Source organism: Arthrobacter sp. ISL-65 (assembly GCF_018613795.1).
Taxonomy (GTDB): domain Bacteria; phylum Actinomycetota; class Actinomycetes; order Actinomycetales; family Micrococcaceae; genus Arthrobacter.
In genome coordinates, this window is the sequence record NZ_JAGGPN010000013.1 from 1 (window position 1) to 20814 (window position 20814).

At 66.6% G+C, this 20814-nt stretch carries 24 protein-coding genes and 1 pseudogene; 14 read left to right on the plus strand and 11 right to left on the minus strand.

Annotated elements, in window-relative coordinates; all coding sequences use genetic code 11:
- The 4 genes and pseudogenes from J7I85_RS24915 to J7I85_RS05650 form a co-directional block, all read left to right on the plus strand.
- Positions 1 to 120 (plus strand): annotated as a pseudogene (locus J7I85_RS24915) (sugar ABC transporter permease); the annotation flags it as partial.
- Positions 117 to 1016 (plus strand): carbohydrate ABC transporter permease, encoded by a 900-nt coding sequence (locus tag J7I85_RS05640; RefSeq protein ID WP_214847808.1) that lies wholly within the window; start codon positions 117 to 119, stop codon positions 1014 to 1016. The pseudogene J7I85_RS24915 and the gene J7I85_RS05640, both read left to right, overlap by 4 nt.
- Positions 1013 to 1276, plus strand: coding sequence for a hypothetical protein (locus tag J7I85_RS05645; protein ID WP_214847810.1), 264 nt, complete (start codon positions 1013 to 1015; stop codon positions 1274 to 1276). Before J7I85_RS05640 ends, J7I85_RS05645 begins: the two co-directional genes overlap by 4 nt.
- 79 nt (positions 1277 to 1355) lie before the next feature.
- Complete coding sequence (locus tag J7I85_RS05650) at positions 1356 to 2411, plus strand: LacI family DNA-binding transcriptional regulator (protein ID WP_214847812.1); 1056 nt, start codon at positions 1356 to 1358, stop codon at positions 2409 to 2411.
- 56 nt (positions 2412 to 2467) lie between these two features.
- Here J7I85_RS05650 and J7I85_RS05655 read toward each other — a convergent pair whose 3' ends face one another.
- Positions 2468 to 3367 (minus strand): hypothetical protein, encoded by a 900-nt coding sequence (locus J7I85_RS05655; protein WP_214847814.1) that lies wholly within the window; start codon positions 3365 to 3367, stop codon positions 2468 to 2470.
- A 33-nt stretch (positions 3368 to 3400) separates the two neighbouring features.
- Positions 3401 to 4207: an exodeoxyribonuclease III gene (locus J7I85_RS05660; RefSeq protein WP_102972953.1), complete on the minus strand. Its 807-nt coding sequence runs from the start codon at positions 4205 to 4207 to the stop codon at positions 3401 to 3403.
- Positions 4208 to 4480: 273 nt separating this feature from the next.
- On the opposite strand from J7I85_RS05660, the gene J7I85_RS05665 reads away from it, so the two are divergent.
- From J7I85_RS05665 to J7I85_RS05690, 6 genes are all read left to right on the plus strand, one after another.
- Positions 4481 to 5980 (plus strand): CoA-acylating methylmalonate-semialdehyde dehydrogenase, encoded by a 1500-nt coding sequence (locus tag J7I85_RS05665; protein ID WP_214847816.1) that lies wholly within the window; start codon positions 4481 to 4483, stop codon positions 5978 to 5980.
- A gap of 95 nt (positions 5981 to 6075) precedes the next feature.
- A complete protein-coding gene (locus J7I85_RS05670) occupies positions 6076 to 7131 on the plus strand; it encodes an enoyl-CoA hydratase/isomerase family protein (RefSeq protein ID WP_374102444.1) in 1056 nt (351 codons plus the stop codon).
- 28 nt (positions 7132 to 7159) lie between these two features.
- Positions 7160 to 8098, plus strand: coding sequence for a 3-hydroxyisobutyrate dehydrogenase (mmsB, locus tag J7I85_RS05675; protein ID WP_214847876.1), 939 nt, complete (start codon positions 7160 to 7162; stop codon positions 8096 to 8098).
- A 38-nt stretch (positions 8099 to 8136) separates the two neighbouring features.
- Positions 8137 to 8916: an enoyl-CoA hydratase gene (locus tag J7I85_RS05680; RefSeq protein ID WP_214847819.1), complete on the plus strand. Its 780-nt coding sequence runs from the start codon at positions 8137 to 8139 to the stop codon at positions 8914 to 8916.
- Positions 8913 to 9734: a type II CAAX prenyl endopeptidase Rce1 family protein gene (locus J7I85_RS05685; RefSeq protein WP_214847821.1), complete on the plus strand. Its 822-nt coding sequence runs from the start codon at positions 8913 to 8915 to the stop codon at positions 9732 to 9734. The genes J7I85_RS05680 and J7I85_RS05685 overlap by 4 nt, the downstream gene beginning before the upstream one ends.
- A gap of 82 nt (positions 9735 to 9816) precedes the next feature.
- Complete coding sequence (locus J7I85_RS05690; protein WP_214847824.1) at positions 9817 to 10080, plus strand: hypothetical protein; 264 nt, start codon at positions 9817 to 9819, stop codon at positions 10078 to 10080.
- Here J7I85_RS05690 and J7I85_RS05695 read toward each other — a convergent pair.
- Positions 10077 to 10490, minus strand: coding sequence for a helix-turn-helix transcriptional regulator (locus J7I85_RS05695; RefSeq protein WP_214847831.1), 414 nt, complete (start codon positions 10488 to 10490; stop codon positions 10077 to 10079). The two genes, J7I85_RS05690 and J7I85_RS05695, sit on opposite strands and share 4 nt — an antisense overlap.
- A gap of 334 nt (positions 10491 to 10824) precedes the next feature.
- On the opposite strand from J7I85_RS05695, the gene J7I85_RS05700 reads away from it, so the two are divergent.
- Both J7I85_RS05700 and J7I85_RS05705 read left to right on the plus strand, forming a co-directional pair.
- Positions 10825 to 11100, plus strand: coding sequence for a DUF1508 domain-containing protein (locus tag J7I85_RS05700; RefSeq protein ID WP_214847832.1), 276 nt, complete (start codon positions 10825 to 10827; stop codon positions 11098 to 11100).
- A gap of 16 nt (positions 11101 to 11116) precedes the next feature.
- Positions 11117 to 11806, plus strand: coding sequence for a PAS and ANTAR domain-containing protein (locus J7I85_RS05705; RefSeq protein WP_214847834.1), 690 nt, complete (start codon positions 11117 to 11119; stop codon positions 11804 to 11806).
- Positions 11807 to 11812: 6 nt separating this feature from the next.
- Here J7I85_RS05705 and J7I85_RS05710 read toward each other — a convergent pair whose 3' ends face one another.
- Together J7I85_RS05710 and J7I85_RS05715 are read right to left on the minus strand one after the other, a co-directional pair.
- A complete protein-coding gene (locus tag J7I85_RS05710; RefSeq protein ID WP_214847836.1) occupies positions 11813 to 12319 on the minus strand; it encodes a MarR family winged helix-turn-helix transcriptional regulator in 507 nt (168 codons plus the stop codon).
- Positions 12320 to 12322: 3 nt separating this feature from the next.
- Positions 12323 to 14107, minus strand: a complete 1785-nt coding sequence (locus tag J7I85_RS05715) for an AMP-binding protein (protein ID WP_214847839.1) — start codon at positions 14105 to 14107, stop codon at positions 12323 to 12325.
- Positions 14108 to 14285: 178 nt separating this feature from the next.
- Here J7I85_RS05715 and J7I85_RS05720 point away from each other — a divergent pair, with 178 nt between their 5' ends.
- On the plus strand, positions 14286 to 15449 hold the full coding sequence (locus J7I85_RS05720; RefSeq protein ID WP_251023980.1) for an acyl-CoA dehydrogenase family protein: 1164 nt from the start codon (positions 14286 to 14288) through the stop codon (positions 15447 to 15449).
- 6 nt (positions 15450 to 15455) lie between these two features.
- Here J7I85_RS05720 and J7I85_RS05725 read toward each other — a convergent pair whose 3' ends face one another.
- The 6 genes from J7I85_RS05725 to J7I85_RS05750 all read right to left on the minus strand — a co-directional run bounded on the left by J7I85_RS05725 (position 15456) and on the right by J7I85_RS05750 (position 19988).
- Positions 15456 to 16043 carry a DinB family protein gene (locus tag J7I85_RS05725; RefSeq protein ID WP_214847844.1) on the minus strand — a complete coding sequence of 196 codons (588 nt, stop codon included), beginning with the start codon at positions 16041 to 16043 and terminating at the stop codon, positions 15456 to 15458.
- 198 nt (positions 16044 to 16241) lie between these two features.
- Positions 16242 to 16445 (minus strand): cold-shock protein, encoded by a 204-nt coding sequence (locus J7I85_RS05730; RefSeq protein WP_003799085.1) that lies wholly within the window; start codon positions 16443 to 16445, stop codon positions 16242 to 16244.
- A gap of 183 nt (positions 16446 to 16628) precedes the next feature.
- On the minus strand, positions 16629 to 16949 hold the full coding sequence (locus J7I85_RS05735; protein ID WP_214847846.1) for a putative quinol monooxygenase: 321 nt from the start codon (positions 16947 to 16949) through the stop codon (positions 16629 to 16631).
- A 71-nt stretch (positions 16950 to 17020) separates the two neighbouring features.
- Entirely contained in the window at positions 17021 to 18076 is a 1056-nt protein-coding gene (locus J7I85_RS05740; protein ID WP_214847848.1) for a zinc-dependent alcohol dehydrogenase family protein, read from the minus strand.
- A 92-nt stretch (positions 18077 to 18168) separates the two neighbouring features.
- The gene (locus J7I85_RS05745; RefSeq protein WP_214847850.1) at positions 18169 to 18795 is read right to left on the minus strand and encodes a response regulator transcription factor; all 627 of its coding nucleotides are present in this window, start codon (positions 18793 to 18795) and stop codon (positions 18169 to 18171) included.
- Positions 18792 to 19988 (minus strand): sensor histidine kinase, encoded by a 1197-nt coding sequence (locus tag J7I85_RS05750; RefSeq protein WP_214847852.1) that lies wholly within the window; start codon positions 19986 to 19988, stop codon positions 18792 to 18794. Before J7I85_RS05750 ends, J7I85_RS05745 begins: the two co-directional genes overlap by 4 nt.
- A gap of 221 nt (positions 19989 to 20209) precedes the next feature.
- Between J7I85_RS05750 and J7I85_RS05755 the strand changes: the two genes are divergently transcribed.
- On the plus strand, positions 20210 to 20812 hold the full coding sequence (locus tag J7I85_RS05755) for a heme-binding protein (RefSeq protein ID WP_214847855.1): 603 nt from the start codon (positions 20210 to 20212) through the stop codon (positions 20810 to 20812).
- Positions 20813 to 20814: the final 2 nt, after the last annotated feature.

Here is a 20814-nt window from a genome sequence, read left to right on the forward strand (position 1 = left end):
GCCGCGGCGTTGTCGACCATCACCTTCATCATCATCTTTCTTGTCGCGTTCATCTTTGTCCGGTTCCTCGGGGCAAATGTTGTTGAACAGAGCGGCGCCACCGGTAAGGGGAAGAAATGACCGCCGCGACATCCTCCGCCACAAGCCTGCGCGCGGAGCAGGACCGAGGCCGCCGCAAGGCACAGAACAAGGAGAAGTGGGCGCAGGGCAGGACCTACATCAGCGCCGCCGTTATCCTGATCTGGTGCCTGGCACCGGCCTACTGGATGGTGGTGACGGCGTTCCGCGAGGTGGGCTTCACCTACGACACCTCGATCCTGCCCAGCCATGTCACGCTGGACAACTTCAACACCGCGTTCGACACCTCGTTCGGCAACCGGTTCGGCCAGGCACTGCTGAACAGCATCTTTATCGGCGGCGTCGTCACGCTGGTGTCGCTGGTTATCGGTGTTTTCGCGGCGTACGCGCTTGCGCGGCTGAGCTTCCGGTTCAAGTACCTGGTGCTCGGCTTCATCCTGGGCGCATCCATGTTCCCGGGCGTTGCCCTGATCACCCCGCTGTTCCAGCTGTTCACCAACATCGGCTGGATGGGTTCGTACCAGGCGCTGATCATCCCGAACATTTCGTTCGTTCTGCCGCTGACCGTCTACACCATGACCTCCTTCTTCCGGGAGATGCCGTGGGAGCTGGAGGAGTCGGCCCGGGTGGACGGCTGCACGCAGGGGCAGGCGTTCCGCAAGGTCATCATGCCCCTCGCCGCGCCGGCCATCTTCACCACGGCGATTCTGGCGTTCATCTCCTCCTGGAATGAATTCCTGATCGCCAGCCAGCTGTCCAGCGATGCAACGCAGCCGGTAACGGTGGCAATCGCCAACTTCGCCGGGGCCCAGCCTAACCAGGTCCCGTACACGGCCATCATGGCGGCAGGCACCATCGTCACCATTCCGCTGGTCATCCTGGTGCTGGTGTTCCAGCGCAAGATTGTGGCCGGCCTGACGGCGGGCGCTGTCAAGTGACGCACGGAGCAGCACCACAGGGCAGGAAGCCGGAACCGATCGCGCCCAAGCGCGTCCGCTCCGGCGAGGACTTCGACATCATCATCGGATTCCTTGGCTTCTGGGCCGTGGTGCTGCTCGTCGTCACCGTCTGGATGGAGGTGACGGCGCAGCCCGCCGTCTTCTGGGCGCTGGGGCTGCTGGCCACACTGCTGGCACTGTATGGCATGGTCAGGCTCCGCAGGCGCCTCCCCGTGCGCACGGCAACGCGCCGCAAGTAACACCTGCGGGACTAAAATGGATTCTTGCCGCCGGGGAACTGCATGGCGGAAATCTGCATGAGGGCTTGGAGAGGACATCGTGGCGCGCACTACTGAAAGGGCACAGCGCGGTGGCCACTCAGGAGTCAGTATTGAGGACGTGGCCGCGGCCGCCGGAGTTTCCACGGCAACCGTGTCACGCGCCGTGCGGGGGTTGCCCAGGGTCTCGCCGGCAACCCGGGAAAAAATCCTGGAGGTGGCAGCGGCGCTGGGCTACGTTGCCTCATCCTCCGCGTCCGGCCTTGCCACGGGACGCACCAAGACCATTGGCGTGCTGGCCCCGTTTGTGAGCCGGTGGTTCTTCTCCAAGGCCATCGAGGGCGCGGACCGCGAACTCCATGCCCGGCAGTACAACCTTTCACTCTTCAACTTGGGCGGCCACGGCAGCCGCCGCGAGCGGCTCTTCAGCAAGACCATGGTCTACAAGCAGATTGACGCCCTCCTGGTCCTGTGTATGGCGCTGACCCGGGACGAGCTGGAGCACTTGCAAAAGATCGACATCCCGCTGGTGGTGGTGGGCGGCCACGTTGAGGAATGTGCCTACATCGGCATCGACGACTACGCGGCAGCCTCCACCGCCGTCAAGCACCTGATCGAACTCGGCCACCGGGACATCGCGCTGCTGCACGGCGACGATGAAACCGACCTCAACTTCGATGTTCCCCGGGTCCGCATCCTGGCCTTCCAGGACGTCATGACAGCTGCCGGCCTGGAAGTCCGTCCCGAGTGGGACGAGTGGGGCGACTTCACAGTCCGCAGCGGCCAGGAGGCGTTCCGGCGGCTGTGGGCCCAGCCCGGCGAGAAACCGACCGCCATCTTCTGTGCCTCAGATGAAATGGCCATGGGGGTCATCTTCGAAGCGAACCGCGTCGGCGTCCGGGTTCCGGAGGACCTGTCCGTGATCGGCATAGACGACCACGATTTTTCCGACGCCATCGGTCTCACCACTGTGGGGCAGCGGCCCGACGAGCAAGCCGAGCTTGGCACCAAGATGCTGCTCGACGAACTCTTGGGGATCCCCGGTTCGGTGCGGTCCTCCGTCGCGCCCCACCGGCTGATCGTCAGACGCACGACGGCGCCGCCCCGGACCTCCTAGCAGCGCACCTGACGTCTTTGTAAGAGCCGGGTGCCGGGCCGGGTAGCTTGCCGGGTTTACGAGGCCCGGGCCAGTTGGCGGATCGGGATCCAGCGGGAAGCCAGCCGGCGGTAGGCGGCGGCCGCGCCCGTCATGTCACCCTCCGCGAGGCACTCGATCCCCAGCCGCACGTCCATGGGGGAGTCGTCCGGGTAGACCTTGTCCGCCACCGCGCCGTAGTCCAGTTCCACCATCGAGTCCGCGTGGAAGAGCTCCAGCCATTCGGTGAGCTGGGTGAGATCGTCCAGCATGTCAAGGTCAGGCGCCGCGAGGGCCAGGTTCGCCACGGCGTAGCGCACCCGGTCGAGGGCGTCGGAGATGGGCGCCCACACACGCACAGTGAGGATCCTGCCGCCGGCCTCCACGACGTCCTGCGGGTCGGACTCGAGGAACAGCGAGAACCAGCTGAAGGGGATGCCCCAGGTGGAGGCACGGGTGTGCACCCGGGTGATGCCGTCGCGCGCGTTGACCAGGTCGATGCGTTCCTGGTGTCTGTCCCGCTGCTCCTCGGGGATCAGCAGCTCGGCCAGAGGTCCGTGGATGCCCTCGATCAGCGCGTTTGCCGCCAACCCGGCCCGAAGCACCAGTTGGCTGGGGCAGTAAAGCAACCCGACGCCGTCGGCCGTTTCCTCCTCTGCGCTTTCCTTGCCGGCATCCTCCACGGGGACACCCGGGGCGCGGGTGACGCGCACCAGGTCGGTCCGGCCGGTGGGGAACGGATCGCCGCCCGGCCGGGTGATCCGCCCCAGGGATGCCAGCAGCTCCGCGTTTTCGACGGCGGCGCGGGACACCGCCCGCTCACCGGCTGACCTGATGGCGGCCTGCTGATCCTCGGGAAATGCGTCCAGCGGTTCATAGATGCGCAGCGTGGAGGAAAACGGGAGCCCGGCCTGGCCCCGGTAGAGGTTGCCCGTCATGAATGCCTGCCTGTCATCAGCCGTCAGCCTCCATCAGTCGGTCAGTTCCACAATCACCGGTGCGTGGTCGGATGCGCCCTTGCCCTTGCGTTCCTCGCGGTCGATCGACGCGCCGGAAACGCGCGAGGCGAGGGCCGGCGAGGCGAGCACGAAGTCGATCCGCATGCCCTCCTTCTTGGGGAAGCGCAGCTGGGTGTAGTCCCAGTAGGTGTAGACGCCCGGGCCCGGGGTGTGGGGGCGCACGACGTCCGAGTAGCCCACCGACTCGAAGGCGTGGAACGCGGCCCGCTCCGGTTCGCTGACGTGGGTGTAGCCCTGGGTGAGGAACAGGTCGATGTCCCAGACGTCGTCGTCCGTGGGGGCGATGTTCCAGTCGCCCATCAGCGCGACCTGCTTGGACGGGTCCTCAGAAATCCAGCCGGCCGCGTGGTTCTTCAGGGAATCAAGCCACTTGAGCTTGTAGGGCATGTGCTCGTCGTCGAGGGAGCGCCCATTGGGGACATAGAGGCTCCACACCCGGACCCCGCCGCAGGTGGCGGCCATGGCACGTGCTTCCTGGACGGGATCCTTGCCCGCCTTGCCGAAGTGCGGCTGGTCAGTGAAGCCGCGTTCGACGTCGTCCAGGCCCACCCGCGATGCGATGGCCACACCGTTCCACTGGTTGACGCCGAAGTGTGCCACCTCGTAGCCCATGCGCTCGAAGAGCTCCCACGGGAAGTTGTCGTCCTTGCACTTGGTTTCCTGGATGGCCAGGACGTCACAGTCGGAGCGCTGCAGCCACGCCTCCACACGGTCGGCACGGGCACGCAGCGAGTTCACATTCCAGGTAGCTATCTTCACAGTCCTAACTTACCGAACTTGGACGCGGATGGGACTCTCGGCGGATGGCGGCGCTGTGCTGCCCGAACCGGGTCCAACCGCGTCAAGAAAGGGGCCTTTTGGCGCGGACACGCCGGGATTAGGCGCCCCGGAGCAGTGGCTGGCCGTCAAAGTGCCCTCCGACGGCGGCAGCTCCGTGCGGCTGCCAACCTCACCTGCCGGACTCTGGAATTTAGTAGGAAGTCCGAGTAGATTCAGCACCAACGATGACCGGGGTCATGCAAAGGAGCATCCATGGTTCGCAATCTCTCCCACTACATTGGCGGCCGACGGGTAGACGGTACGTCCGGCCGGTACGGCGATGTCTTTGATCCCTGCACCGGGGAGGTCCAGGCCAAGGTGCCGCTGGCGGGCACGGAAGAAGTCCGGAACGCCATCGCGAACGCCGAAAAAGCCCAGCCGGAGTGGGGCGCCATGAACGCCCAGCGGCGCGGCCGCATCCTGCTCAAATTCGTGGACCTCGTGAACGAGAACATGGACGAGCTCGCCGCCCTCCTGTCCTCGGAACACGGGAAAACCCTCGCCGATGCCAGGGGCGACATCCAGCGCGGCATCGAGGTGGTGGAGTTCGCCGCCGGCGCCCCGCACCTGCTCAAGGGCGAGTTCTCCGACGACGCCGGCTCGGGCATCGACGTGCACTCAATGCGCCAGCCGCTGGGCGTGGTTGCAGGCATTACGCCGTTCAACTTCCCCGCCATGATCCCGCTGTGGAAGTCCGGGCCCGCGCTCGCGGCCGGCAACGCCTTCATCCTCAAGCCATCCGAACGCGATCCGTCCGTCCCCCTGCGGCTGGCTGAGCTCTACTCCGAGGCGGGCGTGCCGGACGGCGTGTTCAACGTGGTCAACGGCGACAAGGAAGCCGTGGATGCGCTGCTCGAGGATGGGCGCGTGCAGGCGATCGGTTTCGTTGGTTCCACCCCGATAGCCCAGTACATCTATGCCACGGCGGCGGCCCACGGCAAGCGGGCGCAGTGCTTTGGCGGCGCCAAGAACCACATGGTGATCATGCCGGACGCGGACCTGGACATGGCCTCCGATGCCCTGATCGGGGCCGGGTACGGTTCGGCCGGCGAACGCTGCATGGCAGTTTCCGTGGCCGTTCCCGTGGGGGAGGAGACCGCGAACAGTCTTGTGGCACGGCTGCAGGAGCGGATCAAAACCCTGAAAGTGGGCCACAGCCTTGCCAAGGACTCCGACTTCGGGCCGGTGGTGACGCCCGCCGCCAAGGAGCGGATCGAAGGCTACATCAAGTCCGGCGAGGAGGAGGGCGCCTCGCTCCTGGTGGACGGCCGTGGCCTGGCCGTGGACGGCTACGACGGCGGCTTCTGGGTGGGACCCACGCTGTTCGATCATGTCACCAAGGACATGAAGATCTACCGCGAGGAGATCTTCGGCCCGGTGCTCAGCGTCCTCCGCGCGTCCGACTACGATGAGGCGCTGCGGCTCTGCAGCGAGAACGAGTTCGGGAACGGCGTGGCCATCTTCACCCGCGACGGGGACGCGGCCCGGGACTTCGCCAGCCGGGTGCAGGTGGGAATGGTGGGCATCAATGTCCCCATCCCGGTGCCCATTGCCTACTACACCTTCGGTGGCTGGAAGGCGTCCGGTTTCGGTGACCTCAACCAGCACGGCGCCGACGCCTTCCGCTTCTACACCAAGACCAAGACCGTGACCTCGCGCTGGCCCTCCGGGATCCGGCAAGGCGCCAGCTTCATCATGCCGGAAGGAAGCTGATGACTGAACCTGCCCCGGACAGGACGCCGGCAAACCCGGCCGTGCTTGCTGAACAAAAAGTGCCTTCTGAACAGGACATGCTCTCTGAACAAGGCATGCTCTCTGAACAACAGGTGCTGTTCGAACAACGGGGCAAACTGGGGGTGGTTACGCTCAACCGGCCCAAGGCGGTCAACGCGCTCACAGCAGGGATGGTCACCGCCGTCCTCGAGCAGCTCACCGCCTGGGCAGATGACGACAGCGTTGCCACCGTGCTGGTCCAGGGTGCCGGCGACCGCGGCCTGTGCGCGGGCGGGGACATCGTCGCCATCTACCGCGACATCCTCGCCGGTGGCGACGAAACGGCCGGCTTCTGGGCAGACGAATACCGGCTGAACTCACTGATCGAGCGGTTCCCCAAACCCTACGTCGCCTTCATGGACGGGCTGGTGCTGGGCGGCGGCGTGGGCATCTCCGCGCACGGCTCCCTGCGCATCGTCACCGAGCGCACACGGACGGGGATGCCGGAGACCACCATCGGGTTCGTGCCCGACGTCGGCGGGACCCTCCTGCTGTCACGCTCACCGGGGGAGGCGGGTACCCATGCCGCCCTCACCGGCGCCCACCTGAGCGGTGCCGATGCGCTGTTCCTGGGGCTCGCCGATTACTTTGTCCCGTCCGGCAGCCTCGCGGACCTCGCGGCGGTGCTGGAAAACGAAAGCGCGGAAGCCGCCGTCGCACGCTTTGCCCAAAAGCCGGCGGCCTCGGCGCTGGAGGCGCAGCGGGACTGGATCGACCCCTGCTATTCAACGGACGACGCCGAGGAGATCGTCCGGCGGCTGCGTGCCGCGGGCGGGGAGGCCGCTGCGGCTGCCGACACCATCGAGGCGAAGTCGCCCACCGCCGTCAAGGTGGCCCTGGCCTCGCTGCGCCGGTCGCGCGGGCTGACGCTCGACCAAGCGCTCGCCGAGGAATACCGCGTGGGACTGCGCTGCCTCGCCGGACCGGACTTCCGGGAGGGGATCCGGGCGCAAGTGGTGGACAAGGACCGCACCCCTCAGTGGCAGCCGGCCACGCTGCAGGAGGTGCACCCGGACGACGTCGAGCGGTACTTTGCGCCGTTGGGGGACCGGGAACTGGTTCTGTGGGAAAGGGAGTCGGACCATGCCTGATGAAGTAGCCATGCCAGATGAAGTAGCCATGCCTGAGGAAGCAGCCCGGCCTGATGCTGCAAAACCGCGCGTTGCCTTCCTCGGGCTCGGCCACATGGGCGGTCCCATGGCGGTCAACCTTGTCAAGGCAGGCTACGAGGTCATCGGCTTCGACGTGGTGCCAGCCGCGCTGGACGCCGCGCGCGAGCACGGCATCCCCGTCGCTGCGAGTGCCGCGGAAACCATCCCCGGAGCAGAGATCGTGCTCACGATGTTCCCGAGCGGGCAGCATGTGCTGGACGCTTACCGGGGCAACGACGGGGAGCCGGGACTGCTGGCCGCCGCGGCGCCGAACACCATGTTCCTGGACTGCTCCACCATCAACGTGGACGAGGCACGGGAAGCCGCCCGGCTGGCCCTCGACGCCGGGCACCGCTCCGTGGACGCGCCGGTTTCCGGCGGTGTGGTGGGGGCGGAGGCCGGGACGCTGACGTTCATGGTCGGCGCGCTGCCGGAGGACTTCGAGACAGTGCGGCCGCTGTTCGACGTCATGGGCAAACGCGCGGTGCTCTGCGGAGAACACGGTTCCGGCCAGGCCGCGAAGGTCTGCAACAACCTCATTCTGGGTGTCTCGATGATCGCGGTCAGCGAGGCGTTCGTCCTCGGGGAAAAGCTGGGACTGACGCACCAGGCGCTGTTCGATGTCGCGTCCGCGGCATCGGGCCAGTGCTGGGCCCTCACCACCAACTGCCCGGTCCCGGGGCCGGTGCCCACCAGCCCGGCCAACCGCGACTACCAGCCGGGCTTCGCCGGGGCATTGATGGCCAAGGACCTGCGGTTGGCGCTGAACGCACTCCAGTCCACCGGCGTGGCCGCCCGGATGGGCCCCCTGGCCTCCGAGATTTACGACGCCTTCGCCGCGGAAGGCGGGGCCGGCCGGGATTTCTCCGGCATCATCACCGATATCCGGCACAAGTCAGGACAGTAGGCTTAGTTACAGGACGTACCAACCAGTGAGGGGCATGGATGACGCACGAGTACGGGAACATTCTGGTGGAGAGCCGCGGGCGCGTTGGCCTCGTCACCCTGAACAGGCCCGAAGCGCTGAACGCCCTGGACAGGACCACCCTGGAAGAACTCGTGGCCGCGGTTTCGGCCATGGACGCGGATCCGGGTGTTGGCGCCGTCGTGATTACCGGCTCGGGGAAGGCCTTCGCCGCCGGCGCTGACATCAAGGAGATGGCGGACAAGGGCTACCTGGAGATGTACGACGCCGACTGGTTCCGCGGGTGGGAGGATCTCACCAGGCTGCGCATTCCGCTGATCGCGGCCGTGTCCGGTTTCGCGCTGGGCGGCGGCTGCGAGCTGGCCATGATGTGCGACTTCATCATCGCCGGCGACAACGCCAAGTTCGGCCAGCCCGAGATCAACCTCGGCGTTGTGCCGGGTATGGGCGGGTCCCAGCGGCTCACCCGCGCCGTGGGCAAGGCCAAGGCGATGGACATGATCCTCACCGGTCGGTTCATCGACGCGGCCGAGGCGGAGCGCTCAGGCCTGGTGGCACGGGTGGTGCCTGCCGCGGACACCGTGGAGGAGGCGCTGAAGGCTGCGGAGGTCATCGCGTCCAAGTCGAAGCCGGCCGCCATGCTGGCCAAAGAAGCCGTCAACGCGGCCTTCGAGACGGGGCTGGCGCAGGGCGTGCTGTTTGAACGGCGGCTGTTCCATTCGCTCTTCGCCTCCGAGGACCAGAAGGAAGGCATGGCTGCTTTCGCGGAGAAGCGCCAGCCGGAGTTCAGGCACCGGTGAGCACTCGGCTGACCGGGCAGCGCACCGTGAAGGGGACTTCCCTGCGCGTTGTCCCGGCGGCCATGGTCTCGCTGGCCGGCTTTATCCTGTTCGCGCTGGACCAGAGCCTGTTGGGGTATGCCCTGCTCGCTGCAGCCCTCGTGCTCGCGGCCTTGGTGGACCGGCTGCTGTTCCGCGACCTCGCGCTGATTGCGGCCGGAGTGGCCATCATCAGTGCCGTGCCCATCACCACCGACGTCAGCACGTCCCACATGCTCGTCATGGGCTCGGCCATGATCGCGGCGGTGGGGATCCCCTATGCGGTATCGCGCTTCGTCACCAAAGAGCATGCGGTGGTGTTTCCGGTGCGGACCGGGCAGAAATGGACACGTGCGGAGAAGTGGTACCTGCCCGCCGTCGTGGTGATCGGCTATGCCCTGTTGCCCGTCTATATGATCCGGACCGGGGTCTACACGAACTGGCCCGCCGTGCACGACCCCGAGGGCATCACTCGGCTCTTTGTCGGCACCAACGCCCTGGGCATCTGGGATGAGCTGTTCTTCATCTGCACCTGCTTCGTCCTGTTGCGCCGCCACCTGCCCGACTGGCAGGCCAACCTGCTGCAGGCCGTCCTGTTCACGTCCTTCCTGTGGGAACTGGGGTTCAAGTCCTGGGCGCCGCTTTTCATTTACCCCTTCGCCCTGCTGCAGGCCCGCATCTTCACTGTGACCAAGTCGCTGTCCTACATCGTGAGCGTGCACCTGCTCTTCGACTTCGTGTTGTTCCTGGTGCTGCTCCACGCGCACAACCGGACGTGGATCGACATCTTCCTGTACTGAATTGCCGCCGCGAATTCACCGGCCGTTAATTGCCGTGCCGTAGGGTTGCACTTCAGGCAAACGTGCGAAAAGGGGAACGATCGTGGCCGACATCGCTGCTGTATTGGGACGGCTCACCGCGGCCGAGCTTGAGGAAATCCACGCCACGGGCCCGCAGGGGCACTTGAGCCGCAGGATCGTGGAGGCGCTGGACCGGGCTGCAGGCGGTCCGGGCGGCGGCCGCGGCTACTACGTGCCCGCCGGAAGCGTCAGCGGAACAGGCAGCCCGCACGTTGTGCTGAGGAGCGACGTCGCGGCCTGGGTTTTCGGGCATTCCGCGCCGGCCGCCGTGGCCGACCCCGCCTAGCCTGCGGCCTGTGCTGCCGGCGCCAGAGCGGATGCTGGCGCGGCGCCGGGGTCCGCGTTGGAGCCGTTGCCATTCGCTCCGCCGTTCGGCTGACGAAGGACGCCAACGTCGAGGATGGAGCCCAGCAGGCCACGGGCCGCTTCGAGGACCTCGCGTACTTCGGGTGACGTCAGTTCGTAAAACAGGCGGCCGTCCTTCCGGGACGGAACGATCAGCCGCTGGCGCCGCAGGATGCCGAGGTGCTGGGAAAGGTTCGAGGCTTCAAGCCCGGTGCAGTCCCGCAAATTGCTCACGGTCTCGGGGCCGTTGACCAGCATCTCCAGGACCAGGATGCGTGCAGGGTGGCCCATGGACTTGAACAGGTCGGCCTTTGCCCCGGTGTGGATCACGCCGTCGGGCATGTCGCCCATTCTGGATTCCTTCCACTGTTACTTGCCACGTGCTTCCCGGCCGGATCTTGCCGGCCCGCCCAGACTCGGTGCCCCCAAAGGCGTATAGACCCAAGTATAGAGACAGAACGGTCTGTCCCCGACGAGTGGGGGGAAACTTTTACTGGAGGACCGGGCGCGCGGGGTGTTGCGGCCGCGGACCGCCCTTGCCAAGAACCCGGAACTAGTTCACAATTTCATAAATTCCTCAATTACCGCCCCGGCTCATCCGCGGGAGCGGTAAGGAGAAAAACCTCAGCTGCTTCCGGCGACTACGGCGTCCCGGATGCCGTGTTCCCGTATCCAGGAGGGCTAAATGGCTGGCATGTTCGAACTCTTCATCGACGCAGAGGATTCCTTTAGATTCCAGCTCACCGCCCCGGACGGCACCGTGATGGCCGTATCCCGCCCTTTTCCCAGCAAGGCTGCCGCGGTCGAAGGCATCGCTGCCGTTCGTGAGTACGCCGGGATGGGCCATGTGAAGGAGCTTGCCACGGATCCCTTGGACCGCTTCCTCGGTTCCCGCCCCCACGCTGCCGTTCGACCCCTATCCATGCGCATGCCCCTCCAATGCCAGAGGATGGCCGGGTAGGGGGCTGGGATCCGCGATGAGCCTTCCGAAAACCGTGCGGGCGTACTCCAGCGCTCTCGGGCCGGCAGATTGTGTTGCCGGCACGTTCCATTACAACGCCATTTCGGGGCGGCTTGAATGGTCCGATGAGCTGTACACGCTCCACGGTTACCGCCGCGGCGAAATTGTGCCCACCGTGGAGCTTCTCTACGCCCACAAGCATCCGGATGACAAGGACCGCTGCCATGACATCTTCATGGCGGCCTGCGAAACCGGCGGATTTTTCTGCAGCTACCACCGCATCCTTGATGCCCGCATGCGGGAACACCGTGTCCTCACTGCCGGCGAGGCGCTCATGGAGGACGGCAGGCTTATTGCTGTTGAGGGGTTCATTGTTGACTTGACCAGCACGCTGCACTGGGAAACGGAAAGGGCGGCACGGGAGGCGGTTGAGGGTGCCCTTGGCACGCGAAGCACCATAGAACAGGCGAAGGGCATCCTGATGGGCATCCTGCGGATTGGTTCCGCGGCCGCTTTCGACCTGCTGGCCAAGTACAGCCAGGACACCAACATCAAGGTGGCCAGCACGGCTGCCGACCTGGTGCAGCTGGCCAACAGCCCGCAGCAGGCGGCATTGCTTGACACGTTCGTCCAGGAGCTCCAGCGGGGCCCGGACGGCTGGCCAGTCGGTGAAGCCGGTCAATCCGTGGAGCCGGTAAGTCCGTAAAGTCCGTCAGTCCGTAAAGTCCCCGGCGCCACGGCGGAAGTCGCCCAGGATCCGGATGAGCTGGTTCACGTCCTCATCGCCGAAACCGGACTGGCCGAAAACCTCGGCGTTGAGCACCGCCGTCGCTCTTTTTGCCAGCGTGCGGCCCTCAGCCGTGAGCTCGATCAGCGTGGTGCGCCCGTCCGTGGGATGCGGTGAGCGGACCACCAGTCCTGCTGTCTGGAGGCGGTCAACAGCGTTGGTCACCGAGGTGGGGTGGACCTGCAGCAGGGCGCTCGCCTTGTTCATGGGCAGGGCGCCGCTCCTGGCGAAGCTGAGCAGCGCCAGCAGTTCGTAGCGGGCGAAGGTCAGTCCGAACGGCCTCAGGGCCCCCTCGATGCGGGCCAGCAGGATCTGCTGGGTGCGCATGATTGCCGTGATGGCAGCCATCGGGGCGGCGACGTCACTCCAGCCGTGGCTCTCCCAGTTGCGCTGTGCATCGGCAATCGGGTCACGGGGCAGCGGAGGGCTCACGGCTCAGCCCTGGCTTTTCAGGCCCGGGAAATCCGTTTCGGAGTATTCCGTGCCCAGACCGGGGGGAACGCTGGCCGCCGCGTGTTGGGTGCCGTCCGCGTGGCGGAGCTCCTCGCTGTGCCGCAGCTCGACGCGGCGGATTTTTCCCGAAATGGTTTTCGGCAGCTCGGCGAACTCAAGCCGGCGGATGCGCTTGAACGGCGCCAGGTGTTCCCGGCAGTAGCGCAGGATCTCCTCGGCGAGCTCGGGTCCCGGTTCGTGGCCGGCCGCCAGCACCACGAATGCCTTGGGCACGGACAGCTTCAGCGGATCGGGGGAGGGGACGACGGCGGCCTCCGCCACTGCCGGATGCTCGATGAGCACGCTCTCCAGCTCGAACGGGGAGAGCCGGTAGTCGGAGGACTTGAAGACGTCGTCGTCCCGGCCCACGTAGGTGATGACGCCGTGCTCGTCCCGGCTGGCCATGTCGCCCGTGTGGTAGTAGCCGCCGCGGAAGGCCTCGGCCGTCTTCTCCGGGTCGCCGTAGTACGACTTCATCAGCCCGGCGGGGCGGGGATCCAGGCGCAGGCACAGCTCGCCGTCGTCCGTTTCTTCTCCCGTTACCGGATCGACGAGGACCACGTCGTACCCCGGCAGGGGCTGGCCCATGGCGCCGGTCTTGACGGGCTGGGCGGGGGTGTTGGCCACCTGCACCGTGGTCTCGGTCTGGCCGAAGCCGTCGCGGATGGTCTGGCCCCAGGCGCGCTGGACCTGGCCGATGACCTCCGCGTTGAGCGGCTCTCCGGCGGAAACAACCTTGGTGGGCGGATTCTTGAGGAGGCTCAGGTCGGCCTGGATGAGCATCCGCCACACGGTGGGCGGAGCGCAGAAGCTGGTGACCTTCTCCCGGTCCATCTGCTCCATCAGGGCCTTGGCATCGAAGCGCTCGTAGTTGTAGACGAACACGCAGGCTTCGGCAATCCACGGGGCGAACAGGTTGGACCAGGCGTGTTTTGCCCAGCCCGGAGAGGCCACGTTAAGGTGCACGTCGCCCGGCTCCAGGCCTATCCAGTACATCGTGGACAGGTGGCCCACCGGGTAGGACGTGTGCGTGTGTTCCACGAGCTTGGCCTTGGAGGTGGTGCCCGAGGTGAAGTAGAGGAGCAGGGTTTCGTCCGCCAAAGTGGGTGCGTCGGGCGTGAACTCGCTGGGGGAGGCGGTGGAATCCGCGTACTGTAGCGCCTGCGCAGTGCCGGCACCCGCCTCAGTGCCGCCGCCGACTGCGCTGCCGCTCGTGCCGGCGTCGGGGATTTCGATCAGCCCGTAGCTGCCGGGCACCTCGGCAAACTTGCCGAGGTTTGAACTGCCGACGGCGGCCCAGCCCGCTTCCCCGCGCTCCACCCGGTCCTTCAGGTCCGCGGGACCCATGAGGGTGGTGGTGGGGATCAGCACGATGCCAAGCTTGATGCCGGCCAGCACGAGTTCCCACAGTTCCACCTGATTGCCCAGCATGATGATCATGCGGTCGCCGCGCTTCACGCCCTGGCTGCGGAGCCAGCTGGCCACCTGGTTGGACCGGGCCGCCAGTTCCGCGAAGCTGCGTCGGGTGGCCGAGCCGTCCTGCTCCACGATCACCAGCGCCGGGTTGGCGCCGCTGGCAGGATCGGCAGCGATGGCGTCAAACCAGTCGAGTGCGAAGTTGAACTCCGGGGGCCGCGGCCATTCGAAGCTGGCCCTCGCCTGGCGGTAGTCCTGGCGCAAAGCGAGCAGTTGGTCGCGTGCGGCACGGAAGTCCTCGGTGACTGTCATGGGGCACCTTTCGCCTGGGGATTCACGTCCTAGTGATCCACATCACTGTGCAATATACTAGGACATCCAACGGTTTGGAAGAGCGAAGGGACCTATGCCCGTGCAGCCACAAGGACGTGACAACGGACAGCCCGCAGAGGCTATGACGGGGAAAGCCACAGCAGGGGAAACGGGCACTATGGCGCCGCCGTTTGCCGATGCGGATCTTATGTATGTTGTGAACCTGCTTGCGCCAGCTGAACGGACCCGCTATCTCGAGATCCGGGACTTCCTGCAGTCCAGGGTCCGGGCCCAGTCCATCGAATACTGGAACCGGGAAGAGTTCCCGTTCGGGCTTCTCGCGGAGCTGGGGAAGCACGGTCTTGGCGGCCTGCAGACGGACGGGACATCCACGCTCTTCAAGGGCCTCATGTACGTTGAGGTGGCCCGCGCCGACGTGTCGCTGTCAGCCCTGGTGGGCATTCACAATGAACTGATCGTCGGCATGATCGACGCCCTGGGATCGGACGAGCAGAAGCAGCGGTGGCTGCCGGGACTGACGGCCTTCACACAGTTGGGGGCCTTCGCGCTGACCGAGCCGGAGCACGGTTCGGACATTGCCGGCGGGCTGGCCACCACGGCCCGGCTTGAGGACGGCGAATGGGTCATCGACGGGGCCAAGCGGTGGATAGGCGCCGGAACCATCGCCGACTTTGCGCTCGTGTGGGCCCGGGACGCGGCCGACCAGCAGATCAAGGGCTTCATTGTCGAAACGGACCGCCCCGGCTACACGGCGACCAAGATCAGCAACAAGATCGGGTTGCGGATCATGCAGAACGCAGATATTCAGCTGGACGGCGTCCGCATCCCGGAGGCCAACCTTCTCCCCGGGGCCACGGATTTCACCAAGGCCAACGGGCTGTTGAGGGATTCCCGGGCCTGGGTGGGATGGCAGGCTGCGGGAATTCAGCTCGCGGCCTTTGACGTTGCCCGCTCCTATTCGCTGCAGCGCCGCCAGTTCGGCAAGGAGCTGGCACGCTTCCAGCTCATCCAGCAGCAGCTCTCCGAGATCCTGGGCAACGCATCGGCCTCACTGGCCCTGATGGCACAGCTGGCCCGGATCCAGGAGGAGGGCAGGCTGGAGATGGCCCAGGCGGCGATGGCCAAGGCCACCACCACCCGGCTGGCCCGCGCCTCCGTGGCCCTGGGCCGGTCGCTGCTGGGCGGCAACGGCATCAGCAGCGACTACGAAATGGGAAAACTCTTCGGTGACGCCGAGATCCTCTACACCTACGAGGGCAGCTACGAGATCAATTCCCTGATTGTGGCCCGGGCCGTGACAGGGAAATCAGCCTTCGTCTAGGGCGTTCTACCCGGCCAGCGAGGCAGCTTTCCGCGCTGCGGCCTCCAGTTGCTCCACGTAGGCGGCCTGCTCCGCCGAGCCCCGCTGAGGGAGGTTGGGGTCGTTGGGGCCCTGCCCGGCGGAGCCGTCGATGAGTTCGCGGATGATGTCTGCGTGTCCCAGGTGCTGCGCCGTCTCGGCACACATGTGCACCAGCATCTGGTGCAGGGTCACGTGCCTGCGTTCTTCCCGCCACCAGGGCACGACGCCCGGAGCGTCCAGGGGCAGCGCTTCGATGGTGGCATCGGTGTGCGCCGCCGAGAAGTGGTGCAGCTCGACAATTTCGGCACGCGTCTGCTCCGGGGTGGCCCACATGTCCGCGTCCGCTTCGGCCCCGTCGGCGAACCAGGACAGCACCCGGCCACTGGGCCGGCCGAACACCTCGCCGAAATAATCCAGTTCCACGCTGGCCACGTGCTTGACCAGGCCCAGGAGGTTGGTGCCGGTGGGCGTCATCGGCCGGCGGGCGTCGTACTCGCTCAGGCCGTCGAGCTTGGCGAGTAGTTGGGCGCGCCGTGTCCGGAGGTAATGGTGCAGGGTCGCTTTTTCATCCATGGCGGCACTCTACCCGGCGGCACGGCGATGTCAGGGGGCATTTCTGCACCACTTTGCGGCGTCGCCGGACACCTGCTCCTTGGAAGGGCGCGCCGCCCGGGCTCCTCAGGCTTGGAAAGCGGTGCAAATTTGCCGGGGTGAAAACCAAAAACTCCCCTGTGCGTGCGAGGCACGGACAGGGGAGTCTTTGGAAAGCCGTTACAGCGGGCGAATGTTCTCTGCCTGCGGACCCTTGGGGCCCTGGGTCACCTCGAACTCGACCTTCTGGTTTTCATCCAGGGAGCGGTAACCGCTGCTGGCAATTGCTGAGTAGTGTGCGAATACATCTGCTGATCCATCATCCGGAGCGATGAAGCCGAAGCCCTTTTCGGCGTTGAACCATTTAACTGTGCCTGTTGCCATTGCTACTTCCTTTGTAACGCTTTTTCTGGTCCTGCTCCGACAGCAGGCAGACGCGGAAATTGTTCTCCGCTGACTCCAACCTATGGGCCATCCGCCGGGCGTGCAATAGTTGCCGTCATCAGGAGTCCCACCTGTAACGGGAGATTCTGTCCACAAATGTCACTCGGAGAGGCTGTTTCCGGTCTAGGTTGTGCTGCCCGGCTCCTGGCCGGTGTCCTCCCACTGCACGTCGAGATTGCGGAAAACCGGGGGTCCGTCACACAGGGCTGCCATCTGCGCGGCGAAGTCGGACGTTTCAGGCCGGCGGGAATTCTCCATCGCCGACTCGTAGGAGTCGAATTCCACGATGGTGAAATATGTCCCGGGACGGTCGCGGTCCGCAGTGGCGGTGATGCGGCGAAACGTCGGTGTGGTGGTTCCCTCGGTTCTCGACGGGCGGCCCAGCGCTTCGACCTCCTCGATGCGTGAGGTCTGGAATTCAATGATCTGCACAAACCCGGCCATGACGGCTCCTTGACGGCGGTGGTGACTGATGCCGATCACGGTAGACCCGGTGCCGGGTCCGCGCAACCGTCTTATGGCGTCAGCAGCACCTTGATGGCGCGGCGCTCGTCCATCGCCTTATAGGCTTCGGGTGCATCCTCCAGGGGCATCTCGACGTCGAACACCCGGCCTGGATTGATGGCGCCGGACAGCACGTCCTTGAGCAGTTCGGGAATGTAGGTCCGGGCCGGAGCCATTCCGCCGGCCACGGTGATGTTTTTGTCGAACAGGTAGCGCAGCGGGATCTCGGCGCCGCCGGTGGGGACGCCGACGAAGCCCAGGGCACCGCCGGGCCGGACGGAGTGCAGTGCCTGCTCCATGGACTCCTTGGTTCCCACGCACTCGAGCACAGAGTCGGCCAGAACACCGCCGAGCAGTTCGCGGACCTTGGAGACGCCGTCGTCCCCTCGCTCCTCCACTATGTCCGTGGCCCCGAACTCTCGGGCGATGGCCTGCCGGTCGGCGTGGCGGGACATTGCGATGATCCGCTCGGCGCCGAGGCGATTTGCCGCCAGGACGCCGCAAAGCCCCACGGCGCCGTCGCCGACCACCACAACGGTCCGGCCGGGGCCCGCCTGGGCGCTGACCGCGGCGTGGTGGCCGGTGGCCATGACGTCCGAGAGGGTCAGCAGGCTGTTGCGTAGCTTTGCATCCGGGTCGCTGACATCCGGCACCTTGACGAGCGTCGATTCGGCGAGGGGGACACGCACGGCCTGGCCCTGGCCGCCGTCGACAGGGAACCCGGCGTCGTCCTTTCCGCCCCAGCCGGCGAGGTGGTCGCAGGCCACAGTCACGCCGTTCAGGCACTGCGGGCACTGCCCGCAGCTGACCACGAAGGGGGCGATCACAAAGTCGCCCGCCTGGAGCGTGGATAGGTCTGCACCCGTGCTTTCCACGACGCCGACGAATTCGTGGCCGATGGCAGTGGGGTGGCGGACGGGCTTCACACCGCGGTACGGCCAGAGGTCCGAGCCGCAGACGCAGGCGGCTGTCACCCGGACCACGGCGTCCGTGGCGAGCTGGACGGCAGGGTAGTCGCGGTCCTCCACCCTGATGTCTCCGGGTCCGTGGATGATGGTGGCACGCATGGCTGCTCCTCTCGGAAGGGCGGGGTTGGACGTGATCGAGTCTAGCCCCGCTCCAGTACACCACCGGGCCGTGGTGCAGGGTCCCGCAGCCGTTAGCGCATCCCCTCCCGGCGGATGGCGGTGGCGATGGCGGCGGCCCTCGTCTCCACGCCCAGCTTGGCGTAGATGTGGGCAAGGTGGGTCTTGACGGTGGCCTCGGAAATGAACAGCCGCTGGCCCAGCTCCCTGTTGCTGAGCCCCTCGGTGAGGAGGCTCAGCAGCTCGGCTTCCCGCGGTGTCAGCACCTCGTCAGGGTTGCGCAGCTGCTGGAACAGGCGGGAGGCCACTGGCGGGCTCATGACACTTTTGCCTTGGACGGCGCCCCGGACGGCGGCGAAGATCTCCTCGGGTGCGGCGTCCTTGAGGAGGTAGCCCATGGCCCCGGCATCCACGGCCCGGACAATGTCGGCGTCGGAATCATAGGTGGTAAAGACCAGCACGGCCTGCCTGCGGTTGCGTTCGCGGAGCTTCCGGATCGCCTCGATCCCGTCCATACCCGGGCCCATGGCCAGGTCCATCACCACGACGTCCGGGGCGTGCCCTTCCGCTGCTACCAAGGCTTCCTCGCCCGAGGAGGCCTCCGCCACCACTTCGATGTCCGGCTGTGTCCCCAGCAGGGCCTTCAATCCGCTGCGGACCACGAGGTGGTCGTCGACGAGGAGTACGGTGATGGAGCTCATTCTTCCCCCTTTAGCGGCAGCTGCGCCGCCACCACAGTTCCCTCGCCCGGGGCGCTTTCCACCGAGAAGGCGCCGCCCAGCTGCTCCACCCGCTGCCGCATGGCCCGCAGTCCGTATCCACCGGCGTCCGACGGCGGTGGTACCGCCGCCGGATCGAAGCCCGTGCCGTCGTCGTAAATGTCCAGTGTGACTGCATCCGGCAGGAAGCCGAGGGTGATGGTGGCGGTCTCCGCGGAGGCGTGCAGCTTGATGTTCGCGGTGGCGCTCTGCACCACCCTGAGGAGGGCATGGCGCACCTCGCCGGCCACTTCCCGGGGTTCGCCGGTGACCAGCAGCCTGGCGTCCGGCACGTACTGCGAGGCGGCCTGCAGCAGGGCGTCCGGCAGCGGCGTGGCATCGAGGCCGGGGGACGCCAGTTCGTGGACCAGGCTGCGGGTGTCGGAGAGGTTCCGGCGCAGCAATTCGCTGGCCTGCCGAAGATCCTGCCGGGACGCCGGCTCCGGCCAGGCACGGTTCGCGGCCTCAAGCAGGAGCAGGCTGCTGGCGAGGCCCTGGGTCACGGTGTCGTGGATCTCCCGGGAGACGCGCTCACGCTCCGCGATGGTGCCCGCCCGGCGCTCGCTGGCCGCCAGTTGCCGCTGGGCGAGCGACACCTCACGGTGCAGGCGCCGCTGCTCGGCGGCGTCGTGCTCGATGCGGTCATAAATCAGCGTCAGCAGGACGCCGACGGCGAGCGGTCCCAGGAGCATCGCCAGATCAGTGCCGTCGCTGAGCCGGAACAAGCCCGCGGCGGTGGCTGCCGCCGTCGCCCCCGCCGCCGCGTAGGCGACGGCCCCGGTGAAGGCGATGCGGCACAGGAAGAACAGCGCAAACGAGCACCAGGCGAAGCTTGGTGCGGACACCACCAGTACGGCCCAGACGGCGACCAGGACGAACATCCACACTGCCCAGGGGCGCCGGCGCTGGGCGAGCACGGCGAGGACGGCGTACAGGGCGCAGGCGGCGGCCGCCAGCGCGAGGACAAGCAGGTTGTCCTGGGCGCTGTGCCGCATCACGTAGCGCACCACCGAAGCCACGATGAGCACGGCGAATCCCAGATGGACCGCGGCGTCAATCCGTCCCGGCCGGCTGCCTGGAACATGGCCAGTGCGTGCGGGAAGTAGTTCCGGTGCGGTGGGGGCGGTGGAGGGCATGGGCGGGTCCGGTTCCGGTGGGAGGTTTGCTACGAACCATGCTATTGCCCGCACCGTTGCTGGTCTCTCAGCCTTTTGGCTGATACCGCAAGCCAGAAGTACCAGCCGGTCCCACCTGATGGCCTGATGCGCCCGCGGCGGCACGGGTTCACCATGGAAATGCAGCCGTTTGGCTGCGCCCGCAAACATGGGCTGCGCCCGCTTACCGAAGGAGAACCACCGTGAAGAAGTCCCATAAGATCTTTGCCGCCGCGGCGGCCGGAGCGCTCGCCATCACCGCCGGTGCCACCGCCGTCACTAATGCGGGATCAGGGTCTTCCCCCGCAGCCGCTTCGGTCCAGCCAGCGGCGGCCTCTGTCCAGCCCGCGGCGGCTGTGCCCGCCGCGGATGTCCAGCCTGGTGCGGACAACGTCGTCGCCCAGAACCGGATCTCTGTTGGCGCCTCGGCGAAGGCCGTTGGCGCTGCCCTCGCCAAGTGCCAGGCAGATAAGCTGCCGTTCGTCACGGTGGCCCTCGTGGACCGGTTCGGCACCGTCCAGGCCCTCCTGCGTGGCGACAATGCCGCCGAGCACACCATCGAGTCGGCCAAGCGCAAGGCGTACACGGCCGCAGCGTTCGGCAGTCCCACCAGCGAACTTGCCAAGCGCATCTCCGGCAACGGGCCGAGCATCGCGGACCTTCCCGGCACTCTGTTCCTCCCGGGCGGTGTCCCGCTGAAGGTGAACGGCGTCTCCGTGGCGGGCATCGGCGTCGGTGGCGCCCCCGACGGAAAGCTGGACGAAGCCTGCGCCGAGGCTGGCGCCGCCGTGATCGCCGCCAAGTAGGT